Raw genomic sequence first — 21,080 nt, forward strand, 5'->3', positions numbered from 1 at the left:
TTTTTAGACAGTGAGAAGTGCTGTGTTTTTTGTTTTAAATTCTAAAGCTACAAAATAAATAGATATTACTAATGAAAGCAGAAGGTAGCTGATAACTATATAATTTCCCCATGCAAATAGAGAATTGAGTCCAAACCAATCTCCAAAATAGTAAATAATACCTAAACCAAATAGAAAACGAATTGTTTCCCAATACACTGAGAAACGGCTTTCATCCATTAATTCAGTATAACTATATACTGTTATGAATATAAATAATCCATAAATAAAAATAGTAGGTAATCCTATTTGACCTATGTTGTTAAAAAGATAACTGACAAATAATAATGTCATTAATACTTGTGCAATTGACCAATAAATAAGTTTAGAAGATGCTTTAGTTCCATATTTATCAAAAGCATAAACGTTTGTAATTTTAGTGACGGGGTATTTTTCTTCAAAGTTTTCAGGACGCCAACCTGTGGGTTTAAACCAAATCGTAAATTTATCTTTCCAGTTCTCTGCGCGCCAAGCATCAGAAATCAACAGACTTAAATGTTGAAAGTTAATGCGAATAGGGTTCCAAGTTTGTGCGGGTCTTGTAATGCCAAAAACGGGAGGAACAGCTTCCAGTTCCTCTTGGAACGTGTTAAATAATTTATCCCAAATAATAAAAATTTGAGAATGATTCTTGTCGATATATTCTGGATTGATTGCGTGATGTACTCTATGGTGAGAAGGCGTAACGAGAATGTACTCTAAAAAGCCCATTTTTTTAATATGCTTGGTATGGTACCAAAATTGTAAAAACAATTGAATAGGAAGTGTTATAACAATTACAGTAGTGGGAACTCCTATAATAGCTGCAGGAATAAGTAAAAAAGTAAATAGATTTACAAAACTTGAAACTGTTTGCCTTAAAGCACAAGCAAGATTAAACTCTTCACTGCTATGATGAATCGCATGTTTGTTCCAAAAAAAGTTGACTTGATGTGCTATACGGTGGATCCAATAGCCGTAAAAATCAATGATGACAAAAGCAACTAAATAAGTAAGGATGTTGGCTTCTAAATGGAAAATAGCGATTTTTGAAACAATCCACTCGTAAGAAATAAAAGTAATGCTAAGACCCAATACGTCCTTTACGGCATTTGTAATTCCAGAACTGATACTAGAAACACTATCCATTAAAGGAACGTTGTCTTCACCTTTGTAAGTACCGTAAATTTTTTCTATGACAATCAGTACAAAGAAAAGGGGCATTGCGATTAGTAATATTTTACCATATTCTTCCATAAAAGCCTTCTGTTTTATCCAAATATAGAATAAAACAGAGTGTTTTTTGAATTATTTGTAAAAAAAATGGAACAGGAATTAATTTTATTCCTTTACGTAATCTAAATAATCTCAGCACTTAAACCCGCTTCTAACAATCCAGTGCATTGTGGCTTTAACTTACTAAGTGGACCCGTTTTTACGGTACACTTTCCATTATAATGTACAATTAAGGAACATTGTTCCGCTTGTTCAGGAGTATGATCACAAACACGCACTAAGGTGTCGATTACATGGTCGAAAGTGTTGACGTCATCATTGTAAACGATGATTTCGTTATTTTTAGAGGTAACTTCTTTTACACTAACTTTCTCTCTTACTTTTTCTTTTGTACTCATTTTTAAAGAATTTAGGTGGTTAGATAAAAATATAGTAGGATTGTCCTACATCAAACTCACCTCATTGGGAATTAGTTTTATAAACTACTTCCCAATGATTTTTATGGTTGTTTTTGTATTACTGTAATTAGCTCCTAATTTACGTATTTTAATGAAACCCAGTTGTTTCTTTCAAATTTTTTAACATAAGTTAATCCTCTTTCTGTGCAAGAAGCATCAATAAAAGGGATATCTTGCTCGTAGAAACCGCTTAGAAGAAGGGTTCCTTTTGGGTTGAGGCAATCTACGTAGCTTTGCATATCATTTAACAAAATATTTCTGTTGATGTTGGCAATAATTAAATCATATTTATGACCTTTCAATAAGGAAGCGTCTCCTTCATAGACAGTAATGTGTTCACAATTATTGCGTTCTGCATTTTCTATAGAATTCAAATAACACCAGTTATCAATATCGATAGCATCAATTGGCTGAGCGCCTTTCATTTCTGCAAGAATAGCTAAAATAGCTGTACCACAACCCATATCCAATGTCTTCATGCCTGTAACTTCTGTCTCTAACAAGTGCTGAATCATCATGTGTGTCGTCTCGTGATGCCCTGTCCCAAAGCTCATTTTAGGTTCAATCAAGATATCAAATTCAGCATCAGTTTTAGGGTGAAAAGGAGCACGTACGTGACAATTTCCTTCTACATCAATTGCTTCAAAATTTTTCTCCCATTCTTCATTCCAGTTTACCTGATCAATTTCTTCGAATGTATATTCGATTTTAAATTCCTCTGATTGTAATATTTGGATGTTTTCTAGGATTGTTTCGTCCCATAAGTCCTTTTGTACAAAGGCAGAAATTCCTGTCTCTGTTTCAGTAAAACTTTCAAAAGCAGTTTCTCCCAGTTCAGCGATCAATATTTCCGACCCTAATTCTTTTGGTTCAACCGTAAAATGGTAACCGATATATATGTTTGACATGTTTAATTTTTTTGCAAAGGTACTATTTCCTTTTTATCGAATAATATAAAAATAAAAAAAGGCGGTAAATTCAATTACCGCCTTTCCTATATATTAAAGAATCAGTTTAAATTGCATTCACAATTGCTATGAAATCATCTGATTTTAAAGCTGCACCACCTATAAGACCACCGTCTACATCTGGTTTAGAGAAAATTTCTTGGGCGTTTTCTGGTTTTACACTTCCTCCATAAAGAATAGAAACTTCGTCAGCGATATCGCTCCCGTAAGCTTTTTGAACTGTTTGTCTAATGAACTCATGCATTTCTTGTGCTTGATCTGGAGATGCAGTTTCGCCTGTTCCGATAGCCCATACTGGTTCGTATGCCAAAACAATATTTCCCCAATCTGAAGCTTGAATGTTGAATAATCCATCTCTCAATTGATTTTCTACTACATTGAAATGATTTTTAGATTGACGGTCTTTCAATTCTTCGCCAAAACAAAAAATTACAGTCATGTCATGCTCTAAAGCAGTATTTACTTTGTTTGCAATTAAGGCATCCGTTTCATTAAAAATTGCTCTGCGTTCTGAATGTCCAAGAATTACAATATTCACACCAACGTTTTGCAACATATCAGCAGATATTTCTCCTGTAAATGCACCAGCTTCTGCTTGATGCATATTTTGGGCAGCAACATCAATAGCAACGAACTCTAAATGATCAACCGCTGTAGCTAGATTAATGAAAGTAGGAGCTACAATTATTTGCACTTCGGTTTCAAAAGGCATTTTATCGATCAATTCATTTAATAAATCTTCAGTTTGCTCAGCATTTTTATGCATCTTCCAGTTTCCTGCAACTATCTTTTTTCTCATTTCAATTTGTGTTATTTAGTTCTTTATTTTTAGTTCTTTTTCGAAATACTATTATTTTAAGTCAGCTAACGTTTCGTTGATTTTATCAAAATCAGTTTCTATCGCTCTATATAAAACGATTTTACCAGTTTTGTCTACAATAATGTACCTCGGAATCCAATCTAAATTAATTGCTTTTGCGAAGACACCTTCCATTTGGTCATTGGCCATAAAATGATCCCCTTTAAGTTCGTGTTTATCGATGCCTGCTTTCCACTTATCAGCTGCTTTATCCATTGAGATAAATACATAATCTACGTCAGGATTATTTGCTTGTAGTTCTTTTATTTTTGGCATTGCTTTTACACAGTCGCTACACCACGAGGCCCACATTTCTATGACCACCGTTTTTCCTTCGTGCTTCTTTAAAACATCTTGAAAAGCTACCTGACTTCCATCAGTGGCAAGTAATGTTTCTGATAACGCTTCTTTAGAAAACGCGGTTTTATCTGTATTTGAATTGGAACAGGAAAATGTTAAGAAACCGACTAATAAAGCAAATATTTTTTTCATTTTTTTATTTTTAACAAAGTTAAACAAACATTCTAAATAGGGTATATAGATTAAGAAAAATTGAATTACACCTTTTAAAATAACAAAACCATGCTAATTTGTTATAAAATCAGGAATGAAATCGTAATAGTTGGACTTAAAATAATTTTTGGAATAACCTTATTACTGATTTTATCTAAAAAACTACTCGAAAATCAAATTTTGAGTGTTAGGAAAGCCTAATTTTAGGATCTAGATAGGCATAAATAATATCTACAAGGATGTTAATAATGACGAATGTGGTCGAAATAACTAGTACTGAACCCATTATTACAGGCAAGTCTAGATTGTTTAACGCTTCCACTATTTCTTTTCCTAATCCATTCCATCCAAAAATAAATTCAACAAATACCGCACCAGCTAGCATCGAGGCAAACCATCCAGAAATAGCCGTAACGACAGGATTTAAGGAGTTCTTTAAAGCATGTTTTCTAATGATTTGATATTCAGAAAGTCCCTTAGCTCTTGCAGTACGGATATAATCCTGACCAAATGTTTCCAATAAGGAGTTACGCATTAGTTGAATTACAACTGCCAGCGGACGTATTCCTAATACTACTGCGGGCAAAATAATGTTTTTCCATTGGATATAGCTGCCTTCACCAAAATCATCTACTTCATACAAACTTCCTGTCATATTTAAATGGGTGTATTTTTGTAATACAAAACCAAATAGCCAAGCAAATAAAATCGCGCTAAAAAAGGAAGGAATACTCATACCGAGTGTACTTACAAGCGCAATCAAACGATCGATCCATGTATCTTTATGCAGCGCTGAAATGATTCCAAACAGAATACCAAAAACAATAGCGATTACAATGGCAAAAAATGCCAATATCGCTGTACTGGGTAATGTGTTTCCAATGATTTCTGATACTTTCTTTCCGCTTTTCTGGAAACTTTCTCTCAAATAGGGAGCTTTGATCACTAAATTTAAATTGGAGAAACTAAATAATTGTGTCGCATTGTATTTTTCTTCACTCAAATAAGTATAATCTGATTCGTTTTTACTGTGCAAGGAAATAGGGGAGAGGTCATTGAGGTAATATAAATATTGGGTAGAAATTGGTTTGTCAAAGCCATATTTTTTTTTAATCAATGCCAATTGCTCTGAATTTTCATTTTGATCCAACATCATTCTTGCTGGATCTCCGGGCAAAACATTAAATAAAAAGAAAATGACCGTAATCACTCCATAAAGGGTAAGTAGTGCATATCCGAACTTATTTAAAAAGTATTTCAGCATGTTATTTTGTCTACGGTTAAATGTTTAAATATTGAAGTTAAAGCATACTTTATCTTCCGTATTTTAGGATTCGGGTTTATTTATAATTTCAAATCTTTAATATCGTTGTAATGCACTTTTTGTTTCACAGTTCCTTTTTCTAGAACTACAATACTTGGGTTAGCTCTTTCAATCGTTTTTAAAGCGATTGCGTCACAAGTATAGAAATCAAAAGTAAGGCCATATTTCTTTTTAGCTTTTTCGATTTCTTCTACGGCAGAGTTCGTCATTCCAATTACTTTATATCCTTTGGCCTTCGCGTCCTGGCTTAGTTTTTCCAGTTTTTCCATACCGCCTTCTTCAGCAATAGTTAAGTCATAAGTAACAAACATCAGTAATTTAGGCTCTGCTAAAAACTCGTCTTTATAGTCTGAATCGTCTTTCATCATTGTGAAATCATGAATAGGAGGCACATAACCTTCGGTGATTATTTTATCTTTCCGGTCAACAAAATCGGCTCCTTCAGGGAGATTCATCAAATCATCGGTTGAAAACTCAGTATTTACTCCATTTACGTTATAGATAAAAATCATTTCTACAACTGATTTTGGTGCACCTTCTGGAACTTCCATTCCTTTTTGGATATTAGTTCCCACTTTATAAGGGCGAAAGTCAATTAGAGGTAAATGATTAAGTACCCATACCGCCATAAACATACATAAGATGATGCTGGCATAGGCTATTATGTTTTGGGCGCTATTTGCAAAAAGCGGTTTTACTAATTTTTGATTAATGAATAAAATAAGGATAAAAAATAATAAGACAATATCCTTAGTAAAAGATTCCCAAGGTGTTAAATGCAAGGCATCACCAAAACAACCACAATCTTTTACTACATCGAAATAAGCAGAGTAGAACGTTAAGAATGTAAAAAATACAATCATAAGCAATAAACTCCCGATCGTAAATTTAGATTTGTAACCTATAAGAAGCATGACTCCAAGAACGACTTCGACAATGACTAAAAATAGAGCCAAGCCTAGTGCAAAGGGAACTAAAAACGGAATATTAAAAACGGGTTCGCTAAAATATTCAGCCAGTTTATAAGAGAAACCTACTGGGTCGTTTAGTTTTATTAATCCTGAAATGATGAAAAGTAAGCCAACGAATATTCTAGAAAATTGAGTAATTATGTTTTTCATTTTTATGTTTTTTTATTTACTGAAACCCATTAATATTAAAGCGAAAATAGAATAGTTAATCATGTCTTGATAATTAGCATCTATCCCTTCTGATACAATTGTTTTTCCTTTGTTGTCTTCTATTTGTTTTACTCGAAGTAATTTTTGCAAAATCAGGTCTGTTAGTGAACTCACACGCATCTCGCGCCAAGCTTCACCATAATCATGATTTTTGTTTTCCATTAATTCTTTGGTCAGTTTGACTTTAGCATCATATAATTCAGTTGCTTTTTTGACTTCTAAATCAGGTTGAACTGCTATTCCTAATTCCAATTGGATTAAAGCCATTATCGAATAATTGATGATCCCGATGAATTCACCGGTTTCATCTTCGTTTACTTTTCGAACCTCATTTTCCTGTAAACTACGTATTCTTTGTGCTTTTATGAAGATTTGATCCGTTAATGAAGGTAATCGTAATATGCGCCATGCACTACCGTAATCGGTCATTTTATTGATAAATAGCGAACGACAAATCGCAATTACGTTATCATATTCTTGAGAAGTATTCTTCATTATTGATGTATATTTGTCTAAAATTTCTTCAAAAATAGGAATTAATTTTAAAAGGTTTAAAGTTTCAGGTTTAAAGTTAATGGAATAGTTGAGTTTTGCATTTGAACAACTTTAATCTTTAAACATAGAAAATTTTAAACAAGGAAAACCTTAAACAATGATTTAATGACAATTAACTGTAAAGGACAGCTTATCGATTTATCGACCCCTAAAGTAATGGGGATTTTGAATGTGACTCCCAATTCGTTTTTTGATGGAGGAAAGTACAATGACGAAAGGGAATTATTATCTCAAGTCAATAAAATGATAAACGATGGGGCTACTTTCATTGATATAGGCGCCTATTCTAGTAAACCTAATGCAGAATTCGTTTCTGAAGAAGAAGAACTAGGCAGAATCATTCCTGCAATTCAAATAATCTTGAAACATTTTCCTGATGCGTTACTTTCTATCGATACGTTTAGAAGTGAAGTAGCCAAAGCCTGCATTGAAAATGGTGCTGCTATAATAAATGATATTTCGGCTGGAAATATGGATGATGCGATGTTTGAAATTATTTCCAAATATAATGTTCCGTATATAATGATGCACATGCGCGGTACGCCACAAACAATGCAAGGAATGACAAACTATGAAGATATTGTCAAAGAAATGCTTTTTTATTTTTCAGAAAAAATTAATAAGGCGAGGAGTTTAGGTATCAACGATTTGATTATTGATCCTGGCTTTGGCTTTGCAAAAACAATGGACCAAAACTATGAAGTGCTAAGAAAAATAGAATTATTTCAACTGTTAGAATTACCTTTATTAGTTGGGGTTTCAAGAAAATCTTTGATTTACAAACAATTGAATTCCAATGCAAAAGATGCTTTAAACGGAACTACAGTTTTAAATACAATTGCGTTGACTAAAGGATCTCATATTCTTCGGGTGCACGACGTGAAAGAAGCAATGGAGTGCATTCAACTTTGGAAAAAAGTTAATTTATAAGCGGATTAAAAGAATAACGGTAATTCGATGTAAGCACTAATCAATAAGTGCACAACGAATTTCAATTACTCAAATAAAAACCAAAAATCGGAATCATTTTTCTGTTATTTTAAAAAATAAACAAATAATATCTACATATGAAATATTTAAGTTTAGTTATCATTTTTCTATTAGTGTCTTGCGGAAGTAAAGAAGATATCTTATTGCCAAAATCGAATGTTACCGTTGTAAGTGATGTTATTGATCATTCTGCAATTTATATTTTTTTTAGAACAAGTGGTAAAGATACTTTGGCAGAAGTCAACCGAAAAAACAGCATAATTACAACCAATTGGATTTTAAATATTGATAAGCGTTTGCCGTTGAAATTAGTTATTCCTGAGGTAATGAAATTACAAGACAAGAAACGCAAGGAGAAAGCCCATAAAAACGAAAAGGCGGAGAATTATTACTCCTATGCCGATACAATAGGGAAGAATATGGCTTTTATTCTTTTTACCAAAGTGTACTATGCGATTGGAAAACCCACTGAAGGAGATATGATTATTCGCTTTAAAAAAGAAAACAATTTAGCTTTTGTAAATGGTATCGAAATACATAAAAAAGAAATTATAAATTATGTTGACAGTATAAACCAATCTGTAAAACCAAAAATTGTGTTACTATTTGATAAAAACATGAGTTTTGGTGAATACGTTCAGAATAAAATTTTGATAAAAGAATTAGACACTTTTAATAAAGAAGTACCTCAAGAATTTATCTACTAAACTTGAAACTTTAAACAAGGAAAACTTTAAACAAAAGACTTACTGATGATGATAAGGCTCGTTTTTCAAAATCGTAAACCCGCGATATAATTGTTCGATAAAAAACAAACGTACCATTTGATGTGAGAATGTCATTAATGAAAGCGATATTTTTCCTTGTGCTTTGGCGTAGACCGTATCAGAAAATCCATAAGGACCACCAATTACAAAAGCTAAAGTTTTGACTCCAGAATTCATTTTCTTTTGCAATTCTTCAGAGAAACCTACACTAGAAAAGTTTTTTCCATTTTCGTCTAATAGAATCAATTGGTCAGTGGGGGTGATTTTTGCTAAAATTAATTCACCTTCTTTCTCTTTTTGTTGGCTTTCAGATAAGTTTTTTACATTCTTGATATCTGGAATAACCTCTAGGTCAAATTTGATATAAAAAGACAATCTCTTGGTATAGTCGTCAATCAAGGATTGTAATGCTTTATTATCGGTTTTGCCAATGGCTATTAATTTGATATTCATTTTCAATTTTATTAGGGACGTTGCTAAAGACTCAGTATGGTGTTAAATCACTTTTTAATTAAGCTAATTTTATCTTTTCTAAAATAATTTCGTAATGCTCTACAACGGGAAATGGATCGTAATAATCGTGGAGTAATTTTTTCCATTCTAAATACTCGACTGATGTTCTAAAACCAATGACATGATCTTCCAGCTTTTCCCAATCCACAAGAAGTAAATATTTATTTTCGTGCTCGACACACTTTCTTAAACTATGTCCAAGATACCCATCAATCGCACTGATGTACTGTCCCGCAATTTTAAAATCATGTTTAAATTGCTTCTCCTTCCCTTTCTTTATATAAAGTATTGCGGTTTCTAGAATCATAATTTATAAATTTATAAAATAGGTAGGCGATGACAGATTGTTATAAAGGAAAATTAGCCTCAAAAGTTTTAAATCTCAAATCAAGATCTTTCAATAATTGTTTCTTTACGGATTCGTCTTTGATAAAACTGTAATTAATACTGTTGTATACATACTGCTTGATATCAGCATAGGATATCTCTTTGTATCTCTTGGCCAATAAAACATATTGTTCGGTCATATTAGATCTTAATATTCCGGCATCATCTGTACTGATAACGATGGGAACGCCAAATGCTCGATACAATGAAATAGGATGGCGGTTTTCTTTAACTCTTAAAATGAATTCATTACTGACTAGGTTAATTTCGATAGCTATCTTATTTTTTGCCATATAACGCAACAAATCGTATGATTTACCTTCATAAGCAATATCAACTCCGTGCCCAATTCGATTGGCTCCAGCGGTATAAACAGCATCGTTGATATGCGATGTTAGGTCTTCTGGTTGAACTAGTCCTAAGGTAAGTTCGCCTGCGTGCATTGAGTACTTTACATTAGGATAATGAGAATGGCAATAGTTAAACATCACCATGTGTAACCAATAATCTTTCATGGACGTTTCACCATCTTCTGGAGAAACAATGTTAACACCAGCCATTAGCGGACTACTATCTGCAGAGATAAAAGCGACTACTAAGTTTTTGAAGAGATCCACTGGTTCCATAAAACGTAACACAAAATTTTGATAACGCATTGTAAAACGGGCATCGTCAATTTTCAAATCGGTATGTAGTTTAGTTACAAAGTTTAAATTAAAGTCATTTGCATCTGCTGCTGCGTCTCTTTTTAGCATCGTTTCGTAAAGAATGTCAAGAAGTGCTTTAATTCCTTTTTCGTCCTTGTTGTTTGCTAATAGTCTTAATTGGGTATTAAAAACAGATAGATCAGCGGTATTAATTTTAGAAGGAATAGTAGAGAATTCGGTTTCTATATAACTCACATTTTCCTTAATTGCTCTATTTTTTAGTTCCAATAAACCTTCACCAAAATGCCCTGCAATTGCTGGGGTAAACTTGCCAAAAGACTCAAAAAATAACTTATTTGAAGGGTAACTCACGTGGTTATAATCTTTTACCGACCATTTTTCCATTATTTTTTGTTTGTAAATACCCAGTTCACCTCGATTATTTATCGCAGAGAATTTCTCCCAGGTTCCAGTGACTGGTTTTTCTTTAAGTACCTCCATAGTGGCAGTATTCAAGTAAAGATCTTCGGTTATTGCATCTTCTAACATCGGTTCGGCATAGATGGAACCACTAAAATGGTGGTGCAGATCACCTCCTTTTGGCATTTGGGAAAAGAAAGCCGTCAGTTCAGCTTCATTATTTCTAATTTTCTCTAAATAAACGCTAGGAGATTGTGAGTAGCTTAGATTCAGCATTGCCGAAAAAAGAAGCGTATAAATTAATTTCATAATATCTGTTTTTGTGGTTCCGATAATTATCGGTAAAATTGTAGCAAACGAATCCAGTGTGAGAGTCTGAATTATAGTTTACATAGCACTATATTTATGCCAAATATGTTATTCAGAATAAATTGGAGGCAAAGATAAGCGATTTAACGTATAAAAAAAATAGGCCTTATAAATTACTCTTTTTTCAATGTCACATTAAATGGAGGTGCTTGATATTCTTTGTCCAAATAATTTTCAGGAATAGTGGTTCTACTTCCATCCCTTGCTGCACGATAATGCGGAGACATGATTTCAATTCCCCTTTCGTTGCAAACATCCTGAATGTTTTGATGTAAATCAGAATATATTACTGCCTGTTTGTTAGGCTCTTTGATATACGCATTAATCTCATAAGAGACGTAGAAATCATCAAGGCTAGTTTGCAACACAAATGGTTTAGGCTCTTGTAAAACTAAAGTTGTTTTTGAAGCAGCATCAATCAATGCTTGATGCATATCTTTCCAGGGTACATCGTAGCCAATAGTTACTGTGGAGTGAATAATTAAACCTTTTTCTGGAGCATCGCTACTGTAATTTATAGTGTGGCTGCTCATTACGGTCGAGTTCGGAATAGAGATGATTTCGTTTTTAATCGTTCTTATTCGGGTGACCAATAATGATTTTTCGATTACGTCACCTACTACTTCGCCAATTTTAACACGGTCACCAATTTTAAATAAGCGCATATACGTGAGGATCAAACCAGCTATAATATTCGAAAGTGACCCCGCTGAACCAAAGGTGAAAAGGAAACCCAAGAAAACAGAAACACCTTGAAATACAGGTGAATCACTTCCGGGAAGATAGGGAAAAATCACAACAACCATAAAAGCAAATACAATTACTCTTATGATTTGATAGGTAGGATTAGCCCAATCTGGAAAAAATCCAGGTAATTCTAAATTCCCTTTTTCAATTTCGTTTTTAAGGAACTTAATCCCTTTTAATACATAACGAAACACGAAAATTATGACTAATATCGTAATTAAATTAGGCAGGTAATTCCAAAAACCGATACCTATTTTTTTAAGAGGATTTAAGATATAGCCAAAAAGCGTTGCAGCAAAGCCTTTGGTCCATGGGAAAATTCCGAAGAGAATAGGTAAGGCTATATAAACAAGTAATGCGATTAATAACCACTTTAGAATCGTATTGGCATTCAATAATGCATTAACTTGTTGCTTGGCGTCAAATAAAATAAAGTTCCTGATTTTTATCCCGTGGATGCGTTTACCTTCCTGAAACTTGATTTTAAATGCTATCCAATTAAAAAACTTTTTTAAATAGGAAATCAATACAAACATGATAATCAAGACAAGTAAAGCCAAGCCAATTTCTTTAGCTAATGTAGCTAAGCTGGTTTCGCTTTTGTATTTGATAATAGCAGCGCTAATTAATCCTTTGTATTTCTTAGCTAATTCCTGTTTTGATTTATTGTTCCAAAGCGCATCATTTTCAGAAATACTCATGATGATGCTTTCGCCATTCACTAAATCTAAGGTTGTTTCTGTTTCATCAATATTGATGGAATTGGAACTAAAACCAAATTGATCTGCAAGATTTTTTATTCGAACGCTAATAGCATCGGCCCTTTCCTTAGCTGAGAAGCTACCTAGTTTAGTGTAAACATGAAATAAGGTGTCATTAAAAAATCCGTTAACTGGATATCCTTTAGCTGTAAGGCGCATTGAATCAATTTGTGCTTTTTTTTCAGTAAGACGTAGTGAGTCTTTTTCGTGCAACGCCAGCAACTGTTTTTCTAAGTCTTCCTTTTTAAGATTATCGGTTGTTTTTAAAGAAAGTAGTTGCTTTTCTAACGCCACTTTTTTGATAGAATCAGTAAGACGTTGCGCTTCAATAATAGACAGCTTTTTGTTGAATACCTGAATTAGGGAAGTATTTATGGAATCATTTTGCTTATTAATACTATCATTTTGTGAGAACGATGCCGTCGAAGCAAATAGAAATAAAATACCTATCACTAAGGTCTTTATTTTTCCAATAGAAAAACCTAATATAGCTTGATTACATATCGAAAGAAAAATGATTTTATGATATATAGTAGGTCGGTGCAGCATAAATTAGTTCTGTTGAAGGTATTAAAAACAGTGTGTCTTTATAATTGTTGTGTAAATAAACTCTCGTTTTTTAGTAGGCTAAGATCTCCGTTAAATTTCATTTCTCTTTCTGCCCTTTCAAAAGCTTGATAAGAATTATGCAGAGCCGCTATTTTTATAGCCGGATTATCGATGGAATATAGAGTGCTAAAGGCTTTTTGAAGTCGGATCATCACTTCAATGTTTCCAGCACCGTCTCTGGCTATAGGTCTGAATGCATCTTCAAATAGGTCTGAAATTGCAAGTTCTGGAACCGAGATACGATCGTAACGATTTTTTTCTTCTTTCTTTGAATGAACCGGTTCAGCCCACAAAGTAAATAAACGCACATAACTGCTAATTATTTGTATTGCAGTACCAGGATCGTTGACAGCAGGAGAGAGAGCACGACTTGCAATTTCGCTTAAAGTGATGAGCCCAAAACGGGGGTCTTCGTCAAAATACCGCATATCGCCTATTATAAATGCTTTCCTCATTTCATTGTAATCAGTCTCTGTTGTTGTGCTTTTTTTTAACGAGATATAAAATAATGGTTTGTCTATGGAGGAAAAACTTCCAGGAAGTGCATTTATGGTAATTATGGCATCTAATTTTTCTGCAATTTCCTGTAGTTTAGAGATATATAATTGCTGGACATAGCCCGTAATTTGGCTATAAACGGCGATCCCTTGCTCTTGATGCGGATTAATAGCTAATCCATATAGAGTAGGCGAAGCTAATCGGTTTTCTATCGCATTTGCAGTAGCATTTTCTACTAATTTAATAGTATGTCCCATACGCCCCAATCGAGAAATACGCTCTACCCATCGTAAAAAAGTAAGAATAACTAATGCGAAAAACAGTAAGGTGAAGACAAATAAAGTAAAATTTCCTGCTATGCCGTAGTAGCCATTTTTTAAAGCTACTGTGGCAACTATGCTATAGATAAAAGAGCCTATGAAAACAGAAAGAGCATTTTTCGAAACATCATCGGCAATAATTAGTTTAAAAGAGCGTGGAGTAGCCGTATTACTAGCTGCAGAAAATGCTGAAATCATCGAACCCACTGCAAAAATGGAAATGACCAACATGCTTGCTGATATGTTATTTAGTAGTGATTCTAGAGAATCTTTGTTAATTTTAGGGACCAATTCGTGAAGACCGGTACTATCGGCTACTTGGGCAATTAGGGCGGCTATGATAGAAAGAACACAAAAAATAAGAGGTCTAAACCATAGTTTTTCTTTGAGACGTTTGATTGCAAATAGTACGTTTTCGTTCATAAATGGAGGTTTTGGACTAAATTAATACATATTTAATGAAATAACTAAAATGAATTAGTGTTCCTTTTTTATTATTACTGTTAGTACAATAAGTTTTAATAAATTATAGAATTAGAGTGGTTCCCCATTTATTCCGGCATTAATTTTTTTATTAGCCAAGGCTTTATCCTCTTCGTCAGCTGTCATTTTATCAGATTCATCTTTTTTAGATATAATAAGGCTTATGCTTATAGGAAAATGATCGGAGTCGATTGATTTCTCCACATTCATTGAAACGAGTCTAAAATGACTGCTTAAAAAATAGTGATCTAATGGCCACCGGAGCAACCATTTTTTAGCATTAAAAGTACTGTACATTCCGCGTCCACGTCGAGGATCCATTAATTCACTGGTTTTCAGGAATAATTTGGTAGTGTAACTCCAAGCGACATCATTCATGTCACCTATAACTAAACAAGGGTCTTCATAATCTTTAGCCATTTTTCCTACCATTAAAATTTCGGCATCTCGTTCAGTGCTGAATTTATTTTCTTGTGGAACTGGTGGGGTAGGGTGTAAACCATAGATTCTAACAATTTGCGAGTCAAATTCTAGATCTACAATGATGGAAGGTATTTCATTATCAATCAGATAGTTGATTTGTGTTTTTTTTATGGGAAGTTTGCTGTAAAAGAGTAGGCCGTAGGTATTTTCTTTAGGTATTTCAATATAATATGGATACTCTTCTCGAAGTTCTATTACGGCATCCAGCCATTTTTGATCAGTTTCGACTAAAAAAACCACATCTGGATTTCTTTTTTTTATAACTGTTATGAGTTTGGAATAACTCTTATTGTATTGGTAAATATTAGAAACAAGAAGGTTTAATGTTTCTTGGTTTGGTGCTTTTACGCGGTCAATCATCGTTTTACTCAGGAAGGTAAAAGGAAGAATTACATAAAAAAGATGTAGAAAAGTTAGTGCTAAAAAAATAATAATACCCCAATCGAGAACTAATTTTGTATTTCTAAAAAATAGCAACCAGATTGCAATAAGCGACCCTACAATTACAAATTTTTGTAACCTAGGGTAATCAAAAACACGGAAAACCCAATAGTCTTTTTTTATTAATGGGAGAAGTACCGTAAGAATGACCAAAAAGGAAAATAGATATAGTGTAATTTTAAAAAATCTCATTGTAAGCTGATTATAGTATCTTGTTAGGTATTTATTTCTTATTTAAGGAATTTAAAAATACTCTGTCTCAATAGTTTAATTTAAATTTTATAAGTTTTTTGTAAAAAAATAAAAGTACTAAATTAGCACTTATAATTCGTTTTTTAATTGCAAATTACAGAGCGTTTTTTTTGGACATGTTGATACTTTCATAGTGTGAAATATGAAGTTGAAAAAAAACTATGTTCTCTCTTGTAAAAGTAGTAGTTATGGATTAATGGTTAAGTATTTCAAAACGGTACTGTATGTTTTTATAACGCTTTTGCCGCTTTCGTTTTCGGGGGTAGTTCTTAAATTGGCTGCGAAACAAATTTTAAATTTGACAAAAATAACCTACTTTAGCATTATGTAAAATTTTTATAAGATGATCAGCGAAGCACAATTTCAAAACGAGTTACAGATACTAATTGTAAATGCCATCCGGGAAGATGTCGGTGATGGAGACTATAGCTCACTGGCTTGTATTCCTGCTTCGGCAGAAGGTAAAGCAAAATTATTGGTCAAAGATGACGGGATTATTGCCGGTGTCGAATTTGCCAAAATGATATTTCACTACGTAGATCCAAATTTAACGGTAGAAACTTTTATAGTCGATGGTACGCTGGTAAAATACGGTGATGTAGTGTTTCATGTTTCAGGTAGTTCACAGTCAATTCTTAAAGCAGAAAGAATGGTATTGAACTCCATGCAAAGGATGTCAGCCATCGCTACTAAAACCAACAAGTATGTCAAATTACTAGAAGGAACAAATACCAAAATACTGGATACCCGTAAAACAACACCTGGATTTCGCGTAGCTGAGAAATGGGCAGTGAAACTAGGCGGAGGAGAAAATCACCGGTTTGCCTTGTATGATATGGTTATGCTTAAAGACAACCACATTGACTTTGCGGGCGGAATTGCCTTGGCTATAGCCAAAACAAAAGCTTATCTCAAAGAAAACGGCCTGGATTTAAAAATTATTGCGGAAGCTAGAGATTTAAATGAGGTTAAAGAAATAATTGCTTGCGGAGGAGTTTATAGGATTTTGTTGGATAATTTTGATTACGAAATGACTAGAAAGGCGGTAGTTTTTATTGGAAATCAAAGTTTAACAGAATCGTCTGGAAACATTAATGAAGAAACTCTTAGAGCATATGCTGAATGTGGCGTGAATTATATATCTTCGGGTGCTTTAACGCATTCTGTCTATAATATGGATTTGAGTTTAAAAGCGATTTAAAAAAAGCTGTTTTTATAACCTAATTTTTAAGGTTATCGGAACTGTAACCTGAATACAATGAGTCAAGAAATTGAAGAAAGAATCGAAAGAATCCCGCTACTGCGTAATTTTGCCCATTATTTAAAGGGTATTAAATTAAAGTGGTTATCCGGCTTATCTCTTTATGATTTATTGGAATTATACGTCATAGGTATTGCAGAAGGCGCTTTGTCAAACAGAGCTGGTTCTATTGCATTTAGTTTTTTTATGGCTTTGTTTCCTTTTGCGCTATTTATTCTTAACCTTATCCCTTACATTCCTATTGAAGGGTTTCAAGAGGATTTCTTGAAGTTTGTATCTGAAGGTGTTCCTCCTAATACTTTTTATGCGATTGAAAACATAATAAATGACATACTCCATAATAGTCATTCTGGATTACTGTCTACGGGTTTTATATTGTCTATTTTTTTGATGGCAAATGGATTAAATGCTATTTTAGGTGGTTTTGAAAATTCAAAACATGTACTGGTAAAGAGAGGTTTTTTTCGACAATATTTAATTGCGATAGGAATGTCAGTTTTTTTATCTATGCTACTATTGGTAACAGTTGGTGTAATTGTTGTTTTTGAAGTGTTTATTCACAAACTAACGGCGCATCAGGTATTAAATGAACAAATTCCGCTGATAGTTATGGGGCGCTATGGTTTTTTAATAACTATGATTTTAATTACGACTTCAATACTTTTTAAGTTTGGAACAAAGCATGACAAAACAAGAGCTTTCATATCCATTGGTTCTGTATTTACAACAATTTGGACTATCATTATTTCCTACTTTTTTGGAATCTGGGTTATACAATTCTCGCAGTACAATCAACTGTATGGTTCAATTGGTACTTTGTTGATTGTGATGTTCTATATTTGGATTAATTGCATGGTTTTACTTCTAGGCTTTGAGTTAAATGCAGCAATAAATAACTTGAAAAGAAAAAATAATATTAAATTAATCTAAATGTTATTTGCTAATTTTATAGTATGTTTGATGAAAATTATTTTTTTTTTAGTTTATACTAATCAATCACTTGTGGTTAAGGTAGTTGTCGCCTAAAATAAAAATAATTTTTCTCATTAATGGGAATTTAAAAAAAAAAAAGAAATATGAAAAAGAATATCACATTAGCATTGTTATTTGTTTCAACATTGTTTTACGCACAAGGTCAAGGAGTTATTGGTAAATGGAAAACAATTGATGATCAATCAGGTGAGGAAAAATCGGTTGTAGAGATTTATGAAAAATCAGGAAAGATTTATGGTAAAGTACTTGAAATCTTTGATGCAAGTCATAGAAAAGACCGCTGTATTGACTGTGAAGGAGAAGATACAAATAAGCCTGTACTCGGTATAACGGTGATAAAGGGACTTTCAAAAGATGGAGATGAATATAACTCTGGAAAAATATTAGATCCTAAAACTGGAAAAATATACAAATGTTTTATTACGTTAGAATCAAAAGATAAACTAAAAGTTCGTGGTTATATCGGATTTGCCTTATTGGGAAGAACCCAGTACTGGTATAGAGTTAAATAAATTGTTTTGTACGTGCTGCAGCTACAGTAATTATAATTAATACCCAATATTTAAAGAATGCTTTTTTTTGTCGAAGTAATTTTACCGCTTTCTCTTGCCAAGACGTTCACGTATAGTATATCGGAAGCCGAGTATCATTATATAAAGAAAGGAATGCGTGTAGCAGTGCCTTTTGGAAAAAGCAAGGTGTATACTGCACTTGTGATAGAAACACATCAAAATCAACCCACATTGTACGATGCTAAAGAAATTCATCAAATACTTGATGAATTTCCCATTGTAACCGAGATTCAAATTGCGCATTGGCAATGGATTGCATCTTATTATATGTGTGCTATTGGTGATGTATATCGCGGTGCGATGCCAAGTGCATTATTACTAGAAAGTGAAACGGTAATTTCTCAAAAAACCGATGCTTTCGTAGATGTAAGCAAGCTTTCTGATGATGAGTTTTTGGTCTATGAGGCTTTGCAGAAGCAATCGTCTCTTAAGGTTCAGGATGTCATTTTAATCTTAAATAAAAAAAACATTTTCCCCGTCATTCAAAAATTGATTGACAAAGACATATTAGTGCTTCAAGAGGAAATGCTTGATAGTTATAAGCCAAAATTGGTGCGATACATCCGTTTGCATTGTAAGTATGATTCTGATCAAGGGTTAGGGGAATTGCTGGAAGCATTAAAAAATGCCAACAAGCAAAAGGAAATTGTTTTAACTTATTTTCAATTAATAGCTTCCGAGAAGAAACCTCTTACTGTAAAAAAACTAGTCGACACAGCCAATTCTACATCGGCAGTGGTCAAAGCATTAATTGATAAAGAAATATTCGAAGACTACTACATACAAGAAGACCGTGTTAATTTTAATGGAGAGACTAGGGAAGATGAATTACAACTAAGTGTAGCGCAGCAAAAAGCTTTTGACGGGATAAGAGATAGTTTTACTCATAAAGAAGTTTGTCTTTTACATGGTGTGACTTCAAGCGGAAAAACAGAAATCTATATCAAACTCATAGAGGAGTATCTCCTTGCAGGGAAGCAAGTTTTGTATTTGCTACCAGAAATTGCGCTTACTACTCAGTTAGTTGGGAGATTAAGAGCTTATTTTGGAAATAAAGTGGCTGTTTTTCATTCGAAATATAGCAATAATGAGCGAGTAGAAGTGTGGAATCAAGTTTTGAAAAATTCCGAAAAAGCACAAATAGTAATAGGAGCAAGGTCGGCGCTGTTTTTGCCATTTGCTAACTTAGGGTTTATTATTGTTGATGAAGAACACGAGCAAACCTTCAAGCAAATCGACCCCGCACCCAGATATCACGCTCGCGATGCGGCTGTGGTATTGATGAAGTTTCATAAAGCCAAAGTTTTATTAGGTTCGGCAACGCCAAGTATTGAAACCTATTTTAATGCTAGCACGGATAAATATGGTTTGGTCGAAATAAAGGAACGTTACGGAAACGTCATGATGCCAGATATCGAATTGGTTGATTTAAAAGATAAGTATTTCCGTAAAAAGATGAAAGGGCATTTTAGTGATACTCTGATCGAGGGAATTACTAATGCTATTGCATTAGGAGAACAAGTGATTTTATTTCAAAATAGAAGAGGGTATTCTCCTCTGGTGGAATGTATGACCTGTGGTCACGTGCCGCATTGCCAGCAATGTGATGTTAGTTTGACATATCATAAGCATAAAAACCAACTGCGTTGTCATTATTGCGGGTATTCTATTGCAAAACCAACTCATTGTCATAGTTGTTCTAGTGTTGAGTTGACTACTAAGGGTTTTGGAACCGAGCAAATACAGCAAGAATTACTGAGTCTTTTTCCTGATAACAAAATAGGAAGAATGGATCAGGATACTACTCGTGGTAAATTTGGATTCGAAAAAATAATTGATAGTTTTAAAAATAGAGAAGTTGATATTCTAGTGGGTACACAGATGTTAGCTAAAGGACTTGATTTTGATAACGTAAGTTTAGTAGGAATAATGAATGCTGATAATATGTTGTTTCATCCTGACTTTAGGGCTTTTGAAAGGAGTTTTCAAATGATGACACAAGTATCTGGACGCGCAGGACGCTCAGAAAAGCAAGGAAAAGTAATTATCCAAACCTATAATCCAGATCACAATACAATACAGCAGGTTACAAGTAATGATTATGCTGGGATGTATAAGGAACAATTATATGATAGACAGATTTATAAATACCCTCCCTATTTTAGGATTATCAAAATTACATTAAAGCATCGTGATTATGAAAAACTTAAGGAAGGTGCTTTGTGGTTGTATCAAGTTATTAGTCAAAATCTAAACATACCAGTATTAGGTCCAGAAGAACCTGCTATAAACAGAATAAGAAACGAATATATCAGAACAATAATAATTAAGATTCCCACTACCATTTCGATAGTGAGTACCAAGAGCACTATTCAAAAAATGTTGAATAGTTTTGATTCAGTGGCTCAATACAGAGCAATTAAAGTAGCGATAAACGTGGATTTCTACTGAAGTA

20 protein-coding genes are annotated in these 21,080 nt (G+C 33.4%); 6 read left to right on the plus strand and 14 right to left on the minus strand.

Translation table 11 applies throughout. The features are described from left to right. Positions 1 to 3: 3 nt before the first annotated feature. The 8 genes from QO182_RS06610 to QO182_RS06645 form a co-directional block, all read right to left on the minus strand. Positions 4 to 1,275, minus strand: coding sequence for a sterol desaturase family protein (locus QO182_RS06610; RefSeq protein ID WP_371560631.1), 1,272 nt, complete (start codon positions 1,273 to 1,275; stop codon positions 4 to 6). Positions 1,276 to 1,376: 101 nt separating this feature from the next. Beyond that, positions 1,377 to 1,652, minus strand: a complete 276-nt coding sequence (locus QO182_RS06615; RefSeq protein WP_371537046.1) for an ATP-dependent Clp protease adaptor ClpS — start codon at positions 1,650 to 1,652, stop codon at positions 1,377 to 1,379. 134 nt (positions 1,653 to 1,786) lie between these two features. After that, positions 1,787 to 2,620 (minus strand): 50S ribosomal protein L11 methyltransferase, encoded by an 834-nt coding sequence (gene prmA / locus QO182_RS06620; protein WP_371537044.1) that lies wholly within the window; start codon positions 2,618 to 2,620, stop codon positions 1,787 to 1,789. 106 nt (positions 2,621 to 2,726) lie between these two features. Further along, positions 2,727 to 3,479: a triose-phosphate isomerase gene (tpiA, locus tag QO182_RS06625; RefSeq protein ID WP_371537041.1), complete on the minus strand. Its 753-nt coding sequence runs from the start codon at positions 3,477 to 3,479 to the stop codon at positions 2,727 to 2,729. 51 nt (positions 3,480 to 3,530) lie between these two features. Next, positions 3,531 to 4,031, minus strand: coding sequence for a TlpA family protein disulfide reductase (locus QO182_RS06630; RefSeq protein WP_371560633.1), 501 nt, complete (start codon positions 4,029 to 4,031; stop codon positions 3,531 to 3,533). 208 nt (positions 4,032 to 4,239) lie between these two features. Next, a complete protein-coding gene (locus tag QO182_RS06635) occupies positions 4,240 to 5,316 on the minus strand; it encodes an ABC transporter permease (RefSeq protein WP_371560635.1) in 1,077 nt (358 codons plus the stop codon). An 80-nt stretch (positions 5,317 to 5,396) separates the two neighbouring features. Then, entirely contained in the window at positions 5,397 to 6,497 is a 1,101-nt protein-coding gene (locus tag QO182_RS06640; RefSeq protein ID WP_371560637.1) for a BT_3928 family protein, read from the minus strand. A 12-nt stretch (positions 6,498 to 6,509) separates the two neighbouring features. Beyond that, a complete protein-coding gene (locus tag QO182_RS06645) occupies positions 6,510 to 7,052 on the minus strand; it encodes a DUF1599 domain-containing protein (RefSeq protein ID WP_371537032.1) in 543 nt (180 codons plus the stop codon). Between the two features lie 165 nt (positions 7,053 to 7,217). Between QO182_RS06645 and folP the strand changes: the two genes are divergently transcribed. Together folP and QO182_RS06655 are read left to right on the plus strand one after the other, a co-directional pair. After that, positions 7,218 to 8,042 (plus strand): dihydropteroate synthase, encoded by an 825-nt coding sequence (folP, locus tag QO182_RS06650; RefSeq protein ID WP_371560639.1) that lies wholly within the window; start codon positions 7,218 to 7,220, stop codon positions 8,040 to 8,042. Between the two features lie 137 nt (positions 8,043 to 8,179). After that, the gene (locus QO182_RS06655; protein ID WP_371560641.1) at positions 8,180 to 8,809 is read left to right on the plus strand and encodes a hypothetical protein; all 630 of its coding nucleotides are present in this window, start codon (positions 8,180 to 8,182) and stop codon (positions 8,807 to 8,809) included. 39 nt (positions 8,810 to 8,848) lie between these two features. Here the strand turns inward: QO182_RS06655 and rlmH are convergent, their stop codons facing one another. The 6 genes from rlmH to QO182_RS06685 all read right to left on the minus strand — a co-directional run bounded on the left by rlmH (position 8,849) and on the right by QO182_RS06685 (position 15,739). Continuing rightward, a complete protein-coding gene (gene rlmH / locus QO182_RS06660) occupies positions 8,849 to 9,322 on the minus strand; it encodes a 23S rRNA (pseudouridine(1915)-N(3))-methyltransferase RlmH (protein ID WP_371560643.1) in 474 nt (157 codons plus the stop codon). 58 nt (positions 9,323 to 9,380) lie between these two features. Next, entirely contained in the window at positions 9,381 to 9,689 is a 309-nt protein-coding gene (locus QO182_RS06665; RefSeq protein WP_371560645.1) for an antibiotic biosynthesis monooxygenase, read from the minus strand. Positions 9,690 to 9,729: 40 nt separating this feature from the next. Next, entirely contained in the window at positions 9,730 to 11,145 is a 1,416-nt protein-coding gene (locus QO182_RS06670; protein ID WP_371560647.1) for an adenosine deaminase, read from the minus strand. A gap of 173 nt (positions 11,146 to 11,318) precedes the next feature. Then, the gene (locus QO182_RS06675; protein ID WP_371560649.1) at positions 11,319 to 13,262 is read right to left on the minus strand and encodes a mechanosensitive ion channel family protein; all 1,944 of its coding nucleotides are present in this window, start codon (positions 13,260 to 13,262) and stop codon (positions 11,319 to 11,321) included. A gap of 38 nt (positions 13,263 to 13,300) precedes the next feature. Next, positions 13,301 to 14,563, minus strand: coding sequence for a DUF2254 domain-containing protein (locus QO182_RS06680; RefSeq protein ID WP_371537015.1), 1,263 nt, complete (start codon positions 14,561 to 14,563; stop codon positions 13,301 to 13,303). Between the two features lie 111 nt (positions 14,564 to 14,674). Continuing rightward, positions 14,675 to 15,739, minus strand: coding sequence for an endonuclease/exonuclease/phosphatase family protein (locus tag QO182_RS06685; protein ID WP_371560651.1), 1,065 nt, complete (start codon positions 15,737 to 15,739; stop codon positions 14,675 to 14,677). A gap of 403 nt (positions 15,740 to 16,142) precedes the next feature. On the opposite strand from QO182_RS06685, the gene nadC reads away from it, so the two are divergent. The 4 genes from nadC (at position 16,143) to priA (ending at position 21,076) form a co-directional block, all read left to right on the plus strand. Then, the gene (gene nadC / locus QO182_RS06690) at positions 16,143 to 17,000 is read left to right on the plus strand and encodes a carboxylating nicotinate-nucleotide diphosphorylase (RefSeq protein ID WP_371560653.1); all 858 of its coding nucleotides are present in this window, start codon (positions 16,143 to 16,145) and stop codon (positions 16,998 to 17,000) included. A 57-nt stretch (positions 17,001 to 17,057) separates the two neighbouring features. Continuing rightward, positions 17,058 to 17,990, plus strand: a complete 933-nt coding sequence (locus QO182_RS06695) for a YihY/virulence factor BrkB family protein (RefSeq protein WP_371560655.1) — start codon at positions 17,058 to 17,060, stop codon at positions 17,988 to 17,990. A 146-nt stretch (positions 17,991 to 18,136) separates the two neighbouring features. Further along, positions 18,137 to 18,565, plus strand: coding sequence for a DUF2147 domain-containing protein (locus QO182_RS06700; protein ID WP_371537004.1), 429 nt, complete (start codon positions 18,137 to 18,139; stop codon positions 18,563 to 18,565). A gap of 57 nt (positions 18,566 to 18,622) precedes the next feature. Continuing rightward, positions 18,623 to 21,076 carry a primosomal protein N' gene (priA, locus tag QO182_RS06705; RefSeq protein WP_371560656.1) on the plus strand — a complete coding sequence of 818 codons (2,454 nt, stop codon included), beginning with the start codon at positions 18,623 to 18,625 and terminating at the stop codon, positions 21,074 to 21,076. Positions 21,077 to 21,080 lie beyond the last annotated feature (4 nt).

The sequence above is a fragment of the Flavobacterium sp. Arc2 genome, assembly GCF_041431385.1.
Taxonomy (GTDB): domain Bacteria; phylum Bacteroidota; class Bacteroidia; order Flavobacteriales; family Flavobacteriaceae; genus Flavobacterium.